The 15,937-nt window shown below is 66.4% G+C and carries 14 protein-coding genes; 3 read left to right on the forward strand and 11 right to left on the reverse strand.

What is annotated here, in order from left to right; all coding sequences use genetic code 11:
* Window positions 1-4 precede the first annotated feature (4 nt).
* The 9 genes from RBA40_RS21880 to RBA40_RS21920 form a co-directional block, all read right to left on the reverse strand.
* Window positions 5-1,387 carry an ATP-binding protein gene (locus tag RBA40_RS21880; protein ID WP_306649914.1) on the reverse strand — a complete coding sequence of 461 codons (1,383 nt, stop codon included), beginning with the start codon at window positions 1,385-1,387 and terminating at the stop codon, window positions 5-7.
* The gene (locus tag RBA40_RS21885) at window positions 1,387-2,403 is read right to left on the reverse strand and encodes an ATP-binding SpoIIE family protein phosphatase (protein ID WP_306649915.1); all 1,017 of its coding nucleotides are present in this window, start codon (window positions 2,401-2,403) and stop codon (window positions 1,387-1,389) included. Before RBA40_RS21885 ends, RBA40_RS21880 begins: the two co-directional genes overlap by 1 nt.
* Window positions 2,400-2,813, reverse strand: coding sequence for an anti-sigma regulatory factor (locus RBA40_RS21890; protein WP_306649917.1), 414 nt, complete (start codon window positions 2,811-2,813; stop codon window positions 2,400-2,402). Before RBA40_RS21890 ends, RBA40_RS21885 begins: the two co-directional genes overlap by 4 nt.
* A 25-nt stretch (window positions 2,814-2,838) precedes the next feature.
* Window positions 2,839-3,195: an STAS domain-containing protein gene (locus RBA40_RS21895; protein WP_306649919.1), complete on the reverse strand. Its 357-nt coding sequence runs from the start codon at window positions 3,193-3,195 to the stop codon at window positions 2,839-2,841.
* A gap of 3 nt (window positions 3,196-3,198) precedes the next feature.
* A complete protein-coding gene (locus RBA40_RS21900; protein ID WP_099875417.1) occupies window positions 3,199-4,065 on the reverse strand; it encodes an STAS domain-containing protein in 867 nt (288 codons plus the stop codon).
* Between the two features lie 483 nt (window positions 4,066-4,548).
* On the reverse strand, window positions 4,549-6,282 hold the full coding sequence (locus tag RBA40_RS21905; protein ID WP_306649920.1) for a methyl-accepting chemotaxis protein: 1,734 nt from the start codon (window positions 6,280-6,282) through the stop codon (window positions 4,549-4,551).
* Window positions 6,283-6,395: 113 nt separating this feature from the next.
* Window positions 6,396-6,917, reverse strand: coding sequence for a GNAT family N-acetyltransferase (locus tag RBA40_RS21910; protein ID WP_306649922.1), 522 nt, complete (start codon window positions 6,915-6,917; stop codon window positions 6,396-6,398).
* On the reverse strand, window positions 6,914-7,462 hold the full coding sequence (locus tag RBA40_RS21915; protein WP_306649924.1) for a GNAT family N-acetyltransferase: 549 nt from the start codon (window positions 7,460-7,462) through the stop codon (window positions 6,914-6,916). The genes RBA40_RS21910 and RBA40_RS21915 overlap by 4 nt, the downstream gene beginning before the upstream one ends.
* 97 nt (window positions 7,463-7,559) lie before the next feature.
* Window positions 7,560-8,834, reverse strand: coding sequence for an amidohydrolase family protein (locus RBA40_RS21920; RefSeq protein ID WP_306649926.1), 1,275 nt, complete (start codon window positions 8,832-8,834; stop codon window positions 7,560-7,562).
* Between the two features lie 241 nt (window positions 8,835-9,075).
* On the opposite strand from RBA40_RS21920, the gene RBA40_RS21925 reads away from it, so the two are divergent.
* From RBA40_RS21925 to RBA40_RS21935, 3 genes are all read left to right on the forward strand, one after another.
* On the forward strand, window positions 9,076-9,690 hold the full coding sequence (locus tag RBA40_RS21925; RefSeq protein ID WP_306649928.1) for a phasin family protein: 615 nt from the start codon (window positions 9,076-9,078) through the stop codon (window positions 9,688-9,690).
* Between the two features lie 213 nt (window positions 9,691-9,903).
* A complete protein-coding gene (locus tag RBA40_RS21930; protein WP_306649929.1) occupies window positions 9,904-11,655 on the forward strand; it encodes an ABC transporter ATP-binding protein in 1,752 nt (583 codons plus the stop codon).
* Window positions 11,645-13,429: an ABC transporter ATP-binding protein gene (locus RBA40_RS21935; protein WP_306649931.1), complete on the forward strand. Its 1,785-nt coding sequence runs from the start codon at window positions 11,645-11,647 to the stop codon at window positions 13,427-13,429. Before RBA40_RS21930 ends, RBA40_RS21935 begins: the two co-directional genes overlap by 11 nt.
* A 5-nt stretch (window positions 13,430-13,434) precedes the next feature.
* Here the strand turns inward: RBA40_RS21935 and RBA40_RS21940 are convergent, their stop codons facing one another.
* Together RBA40_RS21940 and RBA40_RS21945 are read right to left on the reverse strand one after the other, a co-directional pair.
* A complete protein-coding gene (locus RBA40_RS21940) occupies window positions 13,435-14,994 on the reverse strand; it encodes an ABC transporter permease (RefSeq protein WP_306649932.1) in 1,560 nt (519 codons plus the stop codon).
* Window positions 14,991-15,857: an ABC transporter ATP-binding protein gene (locus RBA40_RS21945; RefSeq protein ID WP_306649933.1), complete on the reverse strand. Its 867-nt coding sequence runs from the start codon at window positions 15,855-15,857 to the stop codon at window positions 14,991-14,993. The genes RBA40_RS21940 and RBA40_RS21945 overlap by 4 nt, the downstream gene beginning before the upstream one ends.
* Between the last annotated feature and the right edge of the window lie 80 nt (window positions 15,858-15,937).

The raw sequence follows: 15,937 nt of genomic DNA on the forward strand, positions 1-15,937 counted from the left end.
CCGGTTAATAGGAATACGGCGGTACGGCGGCATTGCCTCCCTCTGCCGTGTAGGTGAGCGGGATCGATACCCAGAATACGGAACCGGCGCCCGGCACGCTGTCGACGCCGACCGACCCGCCCAGCAGGCCAGCCAGATTACGGCACAGCGGCAAGCCCAGGCCCGTTCCCTTGACGCGCGTCTGCAAGCGGTTTTCGATCTGGCTGAACTCCTCGAAAATGAGTGCCTGGTCCGACTCGGCGATTCCGAGCCCGGTATCGGACACGCTGAAGTGCATCATACCCTGCTCCGGCAGAAGCGCCGCCCGGACCGTGATATCACCCCGTTCGGTGTATTTGATCGCGTTCGATATGAAATTGCGCAGGATCTGCGACAGCTTGCCCTGGTCGCTGTGCAGCGCCAGCGCCGCTTCCGGTTCCTGGAACGTCAGTGCCAGGTTGGGACTATGCAGCAAGGGTCGCAGCAGGCCGCGCAAGGTGCTGAACATGTCGGCCACCAAAAAGCGCTCGGGCCGCACATCGACCTTGCCCGCTTCGATCTTGGCCAGGTCGAGAAGGTCGTCGACCATCTCGTTCATGGCGACCGTGCCCTGCAAAATGTAGCTGACCTGCTTCTCCTGCTCGCCCGACAGCTCTCCGTCGGCGCGCGCCAGCAGCAGCTTGGCCAGGGCCCGGATCGAACTCAGTGGCGTGCGAAATTCGTGGCTCATGTTCGACAGGAAGCGCGACTTCATCTGGTCGGCGTGGCGCAGGTGGTCAGCCTTCTCGTCGAGCTCAGCGTACAGGACCTTGACGGCGCGGTTGTTCTCTTCGAGTTCGCGCGTCAGCTGCAGCAGCTCCTCCTGGCGCGCCTTCAGTTCATCGAGGGTGCCGAGCAGTTCCTGGTTTTGCTGCTGCACCTCGCCCAGCATCGAATCGGGCGCCTGCGCGTTCAGGTGGGCGCACATGTCGCCCACCATGCGCGCCGTCATGCGCGGCGCATCGCTGGAAAGGCGCTTTTGCAGCACGATCTGGGTGCCGCTGGCGCGCGCCGTGCTGATGTCGCACCGGTCCATCAGGCGGCGCGCGCCCAGGATGCCCAGGCCCATGCCGGTCGACGACTGGTAGCGCCCGGACAGCACCAGGTCGAGGTCGGCGATGCCGGGGCCCTGGTCGTCGATGCGGATTTGCAGCACCTGCACGCCGTCGGCATCCTCTATCGAAAACTCGACCTTGCCGCCATGCGCATAATTGAAGACGTTACGCGCCAGTTCGGACACCGAGGTGGCGATGCGCACCTGATCCTGCATGGCGAAGCCGCACAGCACCGCGATCTCGCGCGCCCGCTGGCGGGCTCCGACCACATCGAGCTCGGTGCCGATCGCGATCTTGAGAATGCGCAGCGACATTACCCAAGCTCCCTTTCGCGCACCACCAGCACGCTGGCGTCGTCGCGCTGGCGCGCGAAATCGCGGTACAGCACCGCCGCGATCAGGCCCGGGTGGCGGAACGCCAGGCCCGGATAGGCATCGAGGTCCCAGCGCGTTCCCAGGCCGTCGGAATGCATGATCAGCATGGCGCCGGGCGCCCACGGATGGGTGAACGTCTGCACCTTGCGCAGATTGCTGCCGACGATGCCGTTGTGCGACATCAGGTGGCGCCGCGCGCTGCCATCGAAGATGCAGCCGGCGATATTGCCGATGCCGGCAAAAGTGAGTTCGCCAGCGTCGCAATCGATTGCGGCCAGGGCCACCGCGGCGCCGCGGGTGCCGTGCAGCGCGCCATGCGCCAGCTGCATCAGTTCCGACACGCCCACGGCTGCACGTTCGACCACCAGCGCGACCGCCGCCTCGGACGCGACCGCCGCTTCCGGGCCGTGGCCCAGGCCATCGGCCATACCGAAGGTCAGGCCCCACTTGGCAAAGCCGAAGTCCCAGGCGTCGCCGCACACGTCTTCGCCCGGCATCGGCAGGCATACCGCGCCCGCTTCCCAGTCCGACACGGGCGCGCCGGCCGCGCCGCTCCACACCGTCATGCGCAGTACTGTGCCCTGGCCTTCGACCGAATAGATATCGAATTCGGGCGTCAGGCGGCCGATGGCGCCCAGTCCCACGCCGTACGTGCCGGCGGTGGAATTGCCGTCTTCCATGCGCAGCGCCACATTGGCCATGCCGGGACCGCGGTCGAGCGCGATCACTTCCACACCGGCGCGCTCGCCCGCATGCAGCGCGCGCAGCAGGATCTCGCCTTCGCGGGCATGCTTGACGATGTTGGTGGCCGCTTCGGTGATCACGATGGCCAGCTGGCCGGCGCGCGTTTCGTCGAACCCCAGCTGGCGCGCCAGCGTATTGCCGGCGCGCCGCGCCGATGCGATTTCGCTTAATTCGCCTACGTGAAACGCCGCTTGCCTGCCTAATCTGTTCAAAACAGCTTCCATTTCGCGATTGTGACGGTCGTGCCCTTGCCTGGCGCGCTGTCGAGGATGAAGTCGTCGGCCAGGCGGCGCGCGCCGGACAGGCCCAGGCCCATGCCGCCGCCGCTGGTGTAGCCGTCGGTCAGGGCCAGGTCGACGTCGGCGATGCCGGGTCCCTCATCGATGAAGCTGACGCTGATGCCGCGCTTGCCGCCGCGTTCGACCAGTTCGAGTTCGGCGCGTCCGCCGCCGCCGTAGCGCAGCGTATTGCGCGCCAGTTCGCTGGCGGCGGTGACCATCTTGGTTTGTTCGATCAGGGAGAACTTGAGGGCGACCATTTCATCGCGCACCAGCTTGCGCAGGCGGACCACATCTTCATCGGTGACCAACGGCGCGTGGACCAGGCCATCGGCGCCGCTCACGGCACGCCCCGCCGCTGCGCGGCGGTCATTCCCGTTCCTGCTGCAGCAGGGCCAGGCCGCGTTCGACGTTCAGGGCGGTGCTCACGCCGTCGAGCGTCAGGCCCAGCTCCACCAGCGTGATCGCCACGGCCGGCTGCATCCCCACCAGCACCGTGCGGGCATCGAGAATCCGGGCCATGGCCGCCGTGTGGCTGATCATGCGGCCGATAAAGGAATCGACGATGTCGAGCGCCGAGATATCGATCAGCACGCCCGTTGCGCGCTCCTTGACGATGCGCGCGGTCAGGTCGTCCTGCAGCGTCATGGCCAGGCGGTCGTGCATGTCGACCTGGATCGTCACCAGCAGCAGACGGCCCATTTTCAGGATCGGTATGCGTTCCATGGCTTAGCGCGCGTTCTGCGGATGGGTGATGGTCGAGCCGGTGCGCTTGAGCGCCACCACGAAGGCGTCGGCCAGGGTGGCCTTGGTGACCACGTCTTCCAGGTTCACGCCGAGGTGCACGATGGTCTGGGCGATCTGCGGACGGATGCCGCTGATGATGCAGTCGGCGCCCATCAGGCGCGCGGCGGCGATGGTTTTGAGCAGATGCTGGGCCACCAGGGTGTCCACGGTCGGCACGCCGGTGATGTCGATGATCGCGATCGAGGCGCCGGTGTCGACGATTTTCTGCAGCAGGTTTTCCATCACCACCTGGGTGCGGGCGCTGTCGAGGGTACCGATCAGCGGCAGCGCCAGCACGCCTTCCCACAGCTGCACCACCGGCGTGGACAGTTCCAGCAGTTCCTGCTGCTGGCGCAGGATGACCTGCTCGCGTGCCTTCTGATACACCTCGATCGTAAACAGGCCGAGGCGGTCGAACAGCGCGCTGGTGGCGGCGGTTTGCTCGACCAGCTGGATCGGATTATCGGCCAGCGCGGTGCGCAGGTAAGCGAACAGCGGCTCTTTCAGCGCGAAGATGAAGCTTGCGGTCTCGATCGACGAAAAGCCCTGGCGCACGCGCGCCTGCGAGATGTCGGTCAGCATGTGGCGCGTGTCATCCCAGGCGGCGCCTTCGATGTCGTTGGTGGCACCGCGTTCGAGCGCCTGCACCAGCAAGGGCAGGAAACGGGCTGCCTGCTGGCGTAGTTCGGCCTCGGCGTTCTTGTCGCGCCGGATCATCCGCGTCATCAGTCCCGACAGCCAGACTTCCAGCAGCTCATTTTCATACTTAGTGATAATTAACGCTAACTGCGGGCTTTTGTCGGTGCTCATTGGATCCTTTTAGGGATAGTGCGGCTGAGAATGGGAAAGCGATAGGCGGACCGGTCCCGGTCGCGGCGATGTTCTTCGCATTATATAGATACTCGACAAGCAACCGTGCACAATTAGTAAAACCTCCCCCCGCAAATCGGCACACCCAAGCGCACGCATTCCTTAGGGGAATCACATGTCCAAACGGACCAGCGATCTGTCTCGAAACATTTCTTAATCGGGGTCACCTATCAGACTGACATGCTCGCAAACATAATTTACTGCGAAATCACGATATAAGACTTCCGAATCGAAACATGTCAAAAGGAGGAGCAGGCGGTGATGCAGCGATGAAGTGATGGGGTAGCGAGGGGTAAATGCAGCACAACCTGCGGCCGGCGCCGGCTGTGCGAGCAAAATGGTGCGAGCCAGAGCTCTGACTCCAGTTAAGAAATGTTTCGAGTCGGAGGTCTGGCCCCGGTTAGGAAATGTTGCAATGGGGTTTTAGAACTCTTCCCAGTCGCTTTCGCCGGCCGGCACTGGCCGCGCCGCGGCCGGTTTGCTGGCGGGCAGACGGGCGGCCGAGGTCGCCGCACGCGCTGCCGGGGCCCGCGCCGTCGGCGCGCTACGGCGGGCAGCGCGCGCCGCTGGCGCTGCCGCCATGTGGTGATCGCCGATCTTGAAGATGCTGACCGCTTCGGCCAGGCTGGCCGCCTGCTGCTTCATCGCTTCCGCCGCCGCGGCCGCTTGCTCCACCAGCGCCGCGTTCTGCTGCGTGACGGCATCCATTTGCCCGATGGCATCGTTGATCAGATCGATCCCCACGTTCTGCTCGCCACTGGCAACGGCAATCTCGCCAATGATCGCGGTGACCCGCTGCACGCTGGCCACCACTTCTTCCATTGTGCTGCCGGCCTGCCCCACCAGCTTGCTGCCGGTTTCGACCTTGTCGACCGAGTCGCCGATCAGGGTCTTGATTTCCTTGGCCGCCGCCGCCGAACGCTGTGCCAGGTTGCGCACTTCCGAGGCTACCACGGCGAAACCGCGCCCCTGCTCGCCCGCCCGCGCCGCTTCCACGGCGGCATTCAAGGCCAGAATATTGGTCTGGAAAGCAATGCCATCAATCACGCCAATAATGTCCACGATTTTTTTGGACGATTCGTTGATCGAGCCCATGGTGTGGATGACTTGCGCCACCGCATCGCCGCCGCGCACCGCCACCACCGAGGCGTCGCTGGCCAGCTTGCTCGCCTGGCTGGCGTTTTCGCCATTCTGCTTGACCGTCGAGGTCAGCTCTTCCATGGCCGAGGCGGTTTCTTCGAGCGAACTGGCCTGCTCTTCGGTCCGCGCCGACAAATCCTGGTTGCCATCCGCGATTTCGCTCGAGGCGGACGCAATCGCATCGGTCCCGGCGCGCACCTTGCCGACGATCTCGGCCAGGCTGTCGTGCATATCCTTGAGCGATTTGAGCAGCATGCCGATTTCATCGTTGCCGCGCGCCACAATCGAGGTCGACAGATCGCCGCTGGCCACCGTGCGCGCAATGTTGACCGCTTCGTTGAGCGGCCCGGTGATGCTGCGCACCAGCCAGACCATGATCACTGCCCCGACCGCCACCGTGACCAGTACGATCACCAGCAGTTCGATGGTCGCACGCCGTTCGCCGGCGGCCTGCTCCTTGGCCATGGCCACCGTCAGCGCGCGCGATTCGGTGCCGATGAAGGCGACAATGGCATCGATTTTCTGGGTCGGCTCGCGATCCATGCCCTTGACCAGGTTATCGACGGTTTTGTAGCTCTCCGGATCGGCACCATCGAATTTTTGCAGCGCGCCCAGGTAGTTCTTGCTCAGATCCTCGGTGGCCTTGATGGCCTCGTCGACCAGGGGCGTGCGCATCCCCAGTTCGCCGAGCACGGCATTGACCTTGACCAGGTCGGCGCGCACGGTCTCGCCACTCTTGCGAAATGAGGCCGTATACTTTTCCAGCTGGGCCGCGTCCGAGCCGCGCAGCAGGATATTCTTCCATTCCTGCACCTGGATCTTGAATTCGACCTGGGCAGTGCGCGCCATGTCGACCGCGTCGGTCAGTTTCGCGGCGCGCTGCAGCGCCAGCGCACTGGTGGCGTTGGCACTGGACAAGGCCGACCAGGCGCCCAGGGCAACCAGCAGCAAGGCGGCAAAAAAGAAGACGCCGAGCGCACCGAGGCGCACGGCAATTCGGAGGTTGGCGAGTTTCATGGTCTCTCTCGGGATGGTTGCGTTGCGCCTGTAAAGACGATTGCTCTGCAAGCTCATCATGCACTCGTGAAAGACAAAAAGAAATACGTTTCCGTTAACTGAGAACAAGTATTTCAGGCAGTTGCACACAGTTCCATCGTGTATAGCCGGGTGCCGGTATCTTCCGGTGTAAGGTGGACAATCTTTTCAAAACGCAGGCCCAGTTTTTCGAGCAGCGCGCTCGATGCGGTGTTGTGTGGCGAGGTAATTGCCAGCAGGCGCGCCATCCCGAGCGTGTGGCGCGCATAGGCGAGCACGCCCTCGGCCGCTTCCAGCGCATAACCCTGGCCGCGCCAGGCCGGCAGGAAGGCGTAGCCGATATCGACCTCGGGCAGCGTGTCGCGCTTGATCAGGCCGCACATGCCGATCGCCACCCCGCTATCCTTGAGCGCCACCAGCCAGATCGCATGCCCGAGCGTTTCCTGCATCTTCACCGGACCGTTTTCGATGTGCAGGCGCGCCGCCTCCAGCGTGCGGATGCCGCGGTCGCCGATGTTGGCGATGAAGCCGGGATCGTTGACCACCTCCAGGTAGAACGGCGCATCGGCCGCTTCCACGGTGCGCAGCGCCAGGCGCGCGGTATCGAGGATCTTCATCGCAGCAGCGGCGCCGGCCAGCCGGCCGGATCGCTGAGCAGCTGGTACATCACGTAGGCGTCCACATAGCCCAGGCGCGCATGGCGGAACGATTTGGGCAGGGTGCCGATGATCGCGAAGCCAAGCTTTTTCCACAGCGCGACGGCGGCCAGGTTACTGCTGATGACGTAGTTGAACTGCATCGCCAGATAGCCCTGGCGGCGCGCTTCTTCCAGGCTGTGCCGGCCGAGCAGGGTGCCCACGCCGGCGCCCTGCTCGGCCGGGCTGACCATGTACGAAGCATTGGCCACGTGCGCGCCCAGGTCCATCTGGTTCGGCACCAGCTTGTACATGCCCAGCACGCGCTCGTCCCCGGCAACGGCGACGAAGCTGGTCGAGCGCGGGTTGAACCAGTAGTCGGCGCAGGCCGCCCTGGAAGTGCCCGGCGCGAAAGGATAGGATTCGCCGGCGCCGATGACGGCGTCGAAAATCGTCCACATCGCCTCGCTGTCGGTAGCGGCGGCTGGACGGATCTGGATCTGGGTCTGGATCTGATTGCGGCTCACGCGGCCTCCCGTTGAACGTCGCACCTGGTTCATGTTTCGACAAGATTTGCGTTGACGAGTGTAGCACCGATGCCGCCCTGCCCGTCAAGCCGCCACCCTAGCGCCGGAGTCGGAAATCGATGGTGGCCGCGCGATCCGGCAGGTTCAGGGTGGCGCGCGCGCGCGGCGCTTCGCTCACCACCACGCCGCGCCGGATCACCATGCGGCGCGCCGCGCGCAGGCGGATCGCTTCGACCGTGCTGGCAGCGTCGAGCAGCACCAGGTCGGCGTGGCAGCCCGGCGCGATGCCGTAGCCTTCCAGCCCGAGGATGCGGGCCGGGACCTGCGTCACTGCCAGGAAGCACTGGTGCATCGCGTCCTGTCCCGTCATCTGCGCCACGTGCAGGCCCATATGCGCCACTTCCAGCATGTCGCCCGACCCGAGGCTGTACCAGGGGTCCATCGCGCAATCGTGGCCGAAGGCGACGTCCACCCCGGCCGCGATCAGTTCCGGCACGCGCGTCATGCCGCGCCGCTTGGGGTAGGTGTCATGGCGGCCCTGCAAAGTGATGTTAATGAGCGGGTTGGCGATCGCCGCCACACCCGCCTCGCGGATCAGCGGCAGCAGCTTGCTGACATAGTAGTTGTCCATCGAGTGCATCGAGGTCAGGTGCGAGCCGGCCACCCTGCCCTGCATCCCGAGGCGCTCGGTCTCGAGGGCCAGCGTTTCGATATGGCGCGACATGGGGTCGTCCGATTCGTCGCAGTGCATGTCCACCCGCAGTCCCTGCCCGGCCGCGTATTCGCACAGCAGGCGCACCGAGGCCGCGCCTTCGCTCATGGTGCGCTCGAAGTGGGGAATCCCGCCCACCACGTCCACCCCCAGCTTGACGGCGCGCTTGAGGTTTTCAAAGGCGCTGGCGCTGCGCAAAATCCCGTCCTGCGGAAACGCGACCAGTTGCAGGTCGAGATAGGGCGCCACGCGGCGCCGCACTTCCAGCAGCGCTTCGACCGCCAGCAGGCGGTCGTCGCAAATGTCGACGTGCGAGCGGATCGCCAGCAGCCCGCGCGCGACCGCCCAGTCGCAATACTGCATGGCGCGTTCGACCAATGCATCCTGGGTAAGGCCGGGTTTCAGTTCGCCCCACAGCGCGATCCCTTCGAGCAGGGTGCCGGAGCGGTTCAGCCGCGGCAGGCCGTAACTGAGCGTGGCGTCCATATGGAAGTGGGCGTCGACGAAGGGCGGCGTGACCAGGTCGCCCTCGGCGTCGATCTCGTGCGCACCCCGCACGGCCAGGCGCGGGCCGACGGCGGCGATGCGTCCGCCCTCGATGGCAATATCGATCTGAAGGCGCCCGTCGGGCAGGCTGGCGTTGCGGATAACGAGATCCATCGAAAGGCTCCTTGGGAACGGCTGTATCGCCCTGGCGCGGGCCGTTTCCGATTGTAGCGAGTTTGGCGGCACTTGGGTCGCGCGGACACGCAGTGCCATGCCGCTGTCATGCCAAATACATAAATGCTGCGATGCAAGAAATTTTCCTGAGCACGGTTGAAAAACTGCTTTTCAAGGCAGGCATTCATGGATAGACTTAGCAATATTGCAGCGCGTCATAAAACACTTCCAAGGAACCCCGATGAGTAACCTTCCAGAACAGTTTTCCGCAGCACGCAAGGCCCAGCTCGAAGCCCAGTTCGACGCTTTCCGCCATTTTTCCGGCAAGGCGGTCGAAAATACCGAGAAGCTCATTGCCCTGAACCTGAGCACCACCCGCGCCAGCGTTGAAAAGTCCACCGCCGCCTTCCAGCAGCTGCTGGCCGCCAAGGACCCGCGCGACCTGCTGGCGCTGACCGCGCACAGCCGCGAGAGCGTCAAGTCCTTCCTCGACTACAGCCGCGCCCTGTTCGGCATCGCCGGCAGCGTGGGCACCGCCGCCGCCAAGGTATCGACCCTGTCCGCGCCGGGCCTGGCGCGCCCGCCCGCCAACGATGAAGCGCACGGCGACGAACCCGAATACGACGAGCAAGCCGCCGACGACGAGATCGAAGCGGCCGCCAGCGATGCCCCGGCCGAGCCGGACACGGACGATGAGCCGATCATCATCAGCATGAACCCGATCGGCGAATCGGACCCCGATCCGCTGCCGCTGGCCGAAGCCACGCCGATCGCGCGCGCGGTGGCCAGCTTCGCCGCCGGCGCCTCGCAGGATGCGCCGTCCGCCGCGCCCCTGGCGGCCGATGACGCGATCTAGATCGACGTCTCCGGCATCCGGCCGGTCGACGCCACGCCGCCGCCGGCCCCGCATGCGGGCAGGCCGGGCATCGGCAAACAGGCCGATGCGTCGGCCTCGAAAGGCGCGCGCAAGAAGTAAAGAACAGCTGGCCTCTGCGCCAAGTTGCCAAAAGTAGTAAATTAACGGGCTTCGGCCCGTTTTTTCATCTGGGCGCAACTTCCAAGGAACGTAATGAGTTTATCGAAGCTCGTCGGCAGCTTTGTGCGCCGCCATTGGCGCTCCTATATATCTTCGGCCTTCATGCTGGCCGGCGTGGCCGCGCTCACGGTCTGGATTCCGCGCAAAATCGGCACCCTGATCGACGGCCTGGCCGCGCACAGCCTCGGTGCGGGCGACCTGCTGCGCGGCCTGCTGCAACTGCTCGCCATGGGCGTGGCCATCTACCTGCTGCGGGTCGGCTGGCGCCTGCGCCTGTTTGCCGCCGCCTACCAGCTCGGGGTCGAACTGCGCACGCGCTTTTACGCGCGCCTGTCGGCCCAGGGGCCGGCGTTCTACCAGAAGCAGCGCACCGGCGACCTGATGGCGCTGGCCACCAACGACATCGACGCCATCGAAATGGCGGCCGGCGAAGCCATGCTGGCCGGTTTCGACGGCACCCTGACCCTGATCATGGTGCTGGGGATCATGACGCTCGGCGTCGACTGGCGCCTGGCCTGCATCGCCCTGCTGCCCTTCCCCTTCATGGCGTTCGCGTTCTGGCGCATCTCCACCCATATCCACGTGGCGGCCACCGATTCGCTCAAGCGCTTCTCCAGCCTGAACGACCATGTGCAGGAAGCCCTGTCGGGCGTGCGCACCCTGCGCGCGCTGGGGCTGGAGCAGCGCAGCGCGGCCCAGTTCGGCGAACTGGCCGCGCACGCGGCCGACGCCAGCCTGCGCGCCCAGAAATGGGAAGCGGCCTACGAGCCGGCCGTCGGCCTGACCCTCACCGCCGCCAGCGTGCTCACGCTCGGCCTGGGCGGCTATCTGGTGTGGCATAACGAACTGACCATCGGCGCGCTGACCAGCTTCACCATGTACCTGGGCCAGTTGATCTGGCCAATGTTCGCGGCCGGCTGGGTGCTCTCGCTGATCGAACGCGGACGCGCGGCACTGGCGCGCGTGCAGCCCCTGCTCGACACGCCCCTGAGCGTGGACGACCATGGCAAGGTGGACGAGCTGGCCCCGGGCGCGCTGGTGCTGGACCATGTCGGCTACACCTACACCGGGCAAACCGTGCCGGCGCTGGCGGACGTGTCGTGCAGCGTCGCGCCCGGCCAAACCCTGGGCCTGGTGGGACCGACCGGTTCCGGCAAATCGACGCTGCTGCGGGTGCTGCTGCGCCAGGCCACGCCGCAGACTGGTGAGGCCAGCTGGGGCGGCCGGCCGCTGGCGGACTATACGCTGGCGACCTTGCGCTCCGCGATCAGCTGGGTGCCGCAGGAATCGTTCCTGTTCTCGGCCACCATCGCCGAGAACATCGCGCTGGCGCGCCCGGACGCCACGCGCGCGCAGATCGAGCACGCGGCCCACATGGCCGCCATCCACGAAGACATCCTGCGCTTCCCGCAGGGTTACGACACGCCGGTGGGCGAACGCGGCATCACCCTGTCGGGCGGACAGCGCCAGCGCGTGGCGATTGCCCGTTCGCTGCTGGCCGACAGCACCCTGCTGCTGCTCGACGACGCCCTGTCGGCGGTCGATACCGGCACCGAAACGCGCATCCTCGAACACCTAGAACAACTGCGGCGCGCGCGCCCCGAACGCAGCGTGATCATCGCCAGCCACCGCCTGTCGGCCGTGGTCAACGCCGACTTCATCGTGGTGCTGCGCGACGGCCGCATCCTTGAATCGGGCACCCACGAGGCCCTGCTCGAACGCGACGGCTGGTACGCCAGCCAGTGGCGCTATCAACAACTGGAGGCCAGCCTCGATGCACTCTGATACCACACCCAAGGCGATGCGCGCGCAGGCCGCGCAAGCCATCGGCCTGTTGCGCCGCGCCGCCCATCCCGACCGCCGGCACTTGGCTATTGCCACCGTCTGGCTCATTCTCGCCGCCGCCCTCGAAGTGATCGGCCCGATCCTCGGCAAGGCCCTGATCGACGAGCACCTGCTGCCGCGCCACCTGGATTTTCCGCGCATGGCCATGCTGCTCGGCGCCATGCTGGTGAGCGGCTGGATCGCCAGCTGGCTGCGCTACCTGCAGCTGGTGCGCCTGTCGGGACTGGCCATGCGCTCGGTGCAGCGCCTGCGCGAATGGGTGTTCGGCCATGTGCTGCGCCTGCCGATGGCTTTTTTCGACCGCGCCATCACCGGCCAGCTGATCAGCCGCGTGACCAACGACACCGAAGCCGTCAAAACCTTGTACATCCAGGTGCTGTTCGTAATCCTCGACAGCAGCATCGTGCTGGTCGGGACCATGATCGCCATGGCCTGGCTGGACTGGCGCCTGATGCTGATCGTGCTGGCCCTGGTGCCGGCGGTGGTGGCCATCGTGTTCGTCTACCAGCGCCTGTCGGCACCGGCGGTGACGCGCGCGCGCGCCCTGCGCAGCGACATCAACGGCCAGATCGCCGAATCGATCGGCGGCATGAGCGTGCTGCAGGCGAATAACGCGCAGGAGCGTTTCGGCGCGCGCTTCGCCGCCACCAACGAGTCGCACTACAAGGCGCGCCTGGCCGAGCTGCGCGCCAACGCGTTCCTGCTGCGTCCCGCGCTCGACCTGCTCAACGTGATCCTGCTGGCGGTGGTGATCTACAGTTTCGGGCGGCGCGAAATGAACGCGGTCGAAGTCGGCGTGCTGTACGCCTTCATCAGCTACATCGCGCGCGTGGTCGAACCGATGATCCAGATCACGATGCAGTTCAGCGGCCTGCAGCAGGCCGTGGTGGCGACCGCGCGCGTGTCGGCCCTGCTCGACGAAGCGGGCGCGCCGGAGCACGCGGCCGGGCGCGCGCAGCCCACCGACCCGGCGGCGCCGGATGCGCCGGCGGTGCGCATCCGCGACCTGACGTTCGGCTATGCGCCGGGCCAGGATGTGCTGCACGAATTGAGCCTGGACGTGCCGCAGGGCGCCTTTTTCGGCATCGTCGGCCACACCGGCAGCGGCAAATCGACCCTCTTGTCGCTGCTGCTGCGCTACTACCCTTCACGCCCGGGCTGCATCGAGATCAACGGCCAGCCGCTGGCGGCGATCGACAACGAGCGTTTCCGCGCCGAAGTGGGGCTGGTGCCGCAAGACCCGTTCCTGCTGGCGGCGTCGGCGCGCGAAAACATCGACATGGGGCGCGGCCTGTCGCAGGAAGCCATCGAGACGGCGGCGCGCGCGGCGCACGCGCACGACTTCATCGCCGCGCTGGAAGACGGCTACGACACCTCGCTCGGCGAAGGCGGCTCGCGCCTGTCGGTCGGCCAGAAGCAGCTGATCGCGATTGCGCGCGCGCTGGCCGGCAAGCCGCGCATCCTGCTGCTCGACGAAGCGACCTCGCACATCGACAGCGCCACCGAACAGGTGGTGCAGGAAGCGCTCAACGAGTTGCGCGGACGGGTGACCATCATCGCCATCGCGCACCGCCTCTCGACCATCCGCGAGGCCGACCGCATCGTGGTGCTCAATCATGGCCGCATCTCGGAAGCCGGTTCGCACGACGAGTTGATGCTGGTCGACGGCGGCCTGTATCAGCGCCTGTACCTGCTGCAGCAGCTGGCGGTATGAATACGCTAGCGCTGCGGGCGGCTGGCGTTCCACAGGTAGCCGCCTGCCAGCGCCAGCGCGCCCGCCAGCGCGTACATGCCGGCCGAGTGCAGGTTGGCCGCGCCGTTGAAACCCACCGCATCGAGCATCGGCGCCTTGGTCGCGTTCACCGCCACGTATAGCCCGAACAGGAACAGCGACAGGAACAGGCGCGCGCTGCGGCTGCAGCGGCCGAACAGGCTGGCCAGCGCCGCCAGGCAAGCCACGCCGGTCACCAGCGCCAGCGCGCGCACTGGCTGCGCCAGCGACCAGCGCAGCGCGACCGGTCCCGTGAACATCAGCCCAAGCAGCACGCTGGCCGCGTACTGGCGCAGGTAGCGCCGCGCCACGCCGCCGCCGACCACCCCGGTCATGTCTTCGGTGCCGGCGGCAAAATCGCGCGTGCTCATGTCGCTCACGAGGATGCCCCAGAACGCCACCCCGGCGATCAAGACCGCCGGCAGCGCGGCAGTTGGCGCGAACAGGGCGGCCCCCGCGCACAGCAGCACCACCAGCAGCGCCGATGGGGCGATGATGAACGTGAGGGCGATATCGGCCAGCACCTGGCCGGCCACGCCGGGCAGGCGTGCGGCAAGGCCAAGGAGCGGCGCGGCCAGCGCGGCCAGGGGACGCAGCGCGGCGTTGAGCAGTGCCAGCGGCGAGCGGCGCACGCGCGCGCGGCCGGGCTTGACCCGGTCCGGCGAATAGCGGTGGAACAGCCACCATGCCGGCAGCAGCGGCAGGATGGCGATCAGGCTCGATGCGCCGCGCAACGCCATCATGCGCGCGCTCCACAGCAGCGACGGCAAGGTCACCGGCGTCAAGGCCGGATCGAACTTGCTGGAACCGATGGAAAAATCGGCGCTGCTCACAAAACCCTGAACCGCCGCCACCGCCACCGCCAGTCCGGAAAAATCGAACACCATCAGCACCGGCAATTCGCTGCTCGTACCCTGCGTCATCAGTACCAGCTGCGCCACCCACAGCACGAAGAACAGCAGGTCGCCGCCCTTGCCCATCAGCGGCGCCCAGCTGTCGAACAGGATCGCGCAGCTGGCCGCGAAAAACACCATCGGCAGCAGCAACAGCACATAGGTTTGCAGATAGACCAGCGGCTCGATCGGGCCGTCGCCACGCAGCGCGTGCAGCACCAGCATGGTGAGCATGAAGGCGGCCACCAGCGCGCCCAGATACGCCACGCAGCCCAGCCAGCGCCCCGCCAGGAACATGCCGCTGCCGACCGGCGTGGCGCCGATCACGCCGCCGATCCCGCTGCGCAGGTCTTCGCTCATGCGCCCGCGCACCAGGTAAAAGCCGCCCAGTCCGAACAGCACGGCGCCCAGCGCGGCGCTGCCCAGCGCCAGCGCGGAACTGGTGTAGAGCACCCGCGCCTTGTCAAATACCAGCAGCGCCTCGCCGCCGGCCGGATCGGCGATCATCGCCCAGCTCAGCGCCACCACCGCCAGCAGCGCGACCATGGTGGAGGCGCGCCGCATGCGCAGGCGTACTTCGGCCAGCGCCAGCGTCGTCAGTACGTGCCCGCTCATGCGGCCTGCCTGAGCGCATGGCGCTGCGCCATCAGCGCTTCTTCCAGGGTCGGTTCGGCCACGCGCGCCCCATCGCAGGGCGACGCGCCGTGGACCATGCGCAGCGCCACATGGTCGCCCTCGCGCTGCGCATGCAGCACGTTGACCCGGTTGCGCAGCTGCTCGTATTCGGCCGCGCCTACATTGGCCGACCAGATGCGTCCACGCGCCTGGTCGAGGATCACGCGCGGCGTCGCGCAGGAGATCAGTTTGCCGGCGTCCATGGTGGCCAGCTGGCCGGCGATGCTCTCGACGTCGGACACGATGTGGGTCGACATGATGACCAGCTTGTCAAATCCGAGCTCGCCGAGCAGGTTGCGAAAGCGCAGGCGCTCCTCCGGATCGAGGCCGGCGGTGGGCTCGTCGACGATCAGGATGTCGGGGTCGTTGAGCAAGGCCTGGGCGATGCCGAGGCGGCGCCGCATCCCGCCCGAGAACGAGGCCGCCGGCCGCCTGGCCTGCTCGTGCAGGTTGACCAGTTCGAGCAGGGTGCGGATGCGGGCCGGGTCGCGCACGCCCTTGAGGGCGGCGAAATACTGCATGAATTCGAGCGCGGAAAGGTTCGGATAGACCCCGAAATCCTGCGGCAGGTAGCCCAGCCGGCGCCGGATGTCCTGCGGCCGGGCAACGATGTCGGCGCCGTCGAACAGGATCTGGCCGCTGCTCGGGCGCGTGAGGGTGGCGATCATCTGCATCAGGGTCGTCTTGCCGGCGCCATTGTGGCCGATCAGGCCGACCACGCCACGTTCGAGCGTCAGGCTCACGCCGTCCACCGCACGGACATCCTTGCCGAAGGTTTTGACCACGCTGCGCAGCTCGAGCATTTTATATCCTGACATTATTGTTGGGCTTGCAGGAAATATAAGGCATGCGCGCGGCGCCGGGTTGCAAATGCGACAGGCGG

Origin of the sequence: Massilia pseudoviolaceinigra (genome assembly GCF_030846505.1) — a bacterium.
Lineage (GTDB): Bacteria > Pseudomonadota > Gammaproteobacteria > Burkholderiales > Burkholderiaceae_D > Telluria_A > Telluria_A violaceinigra.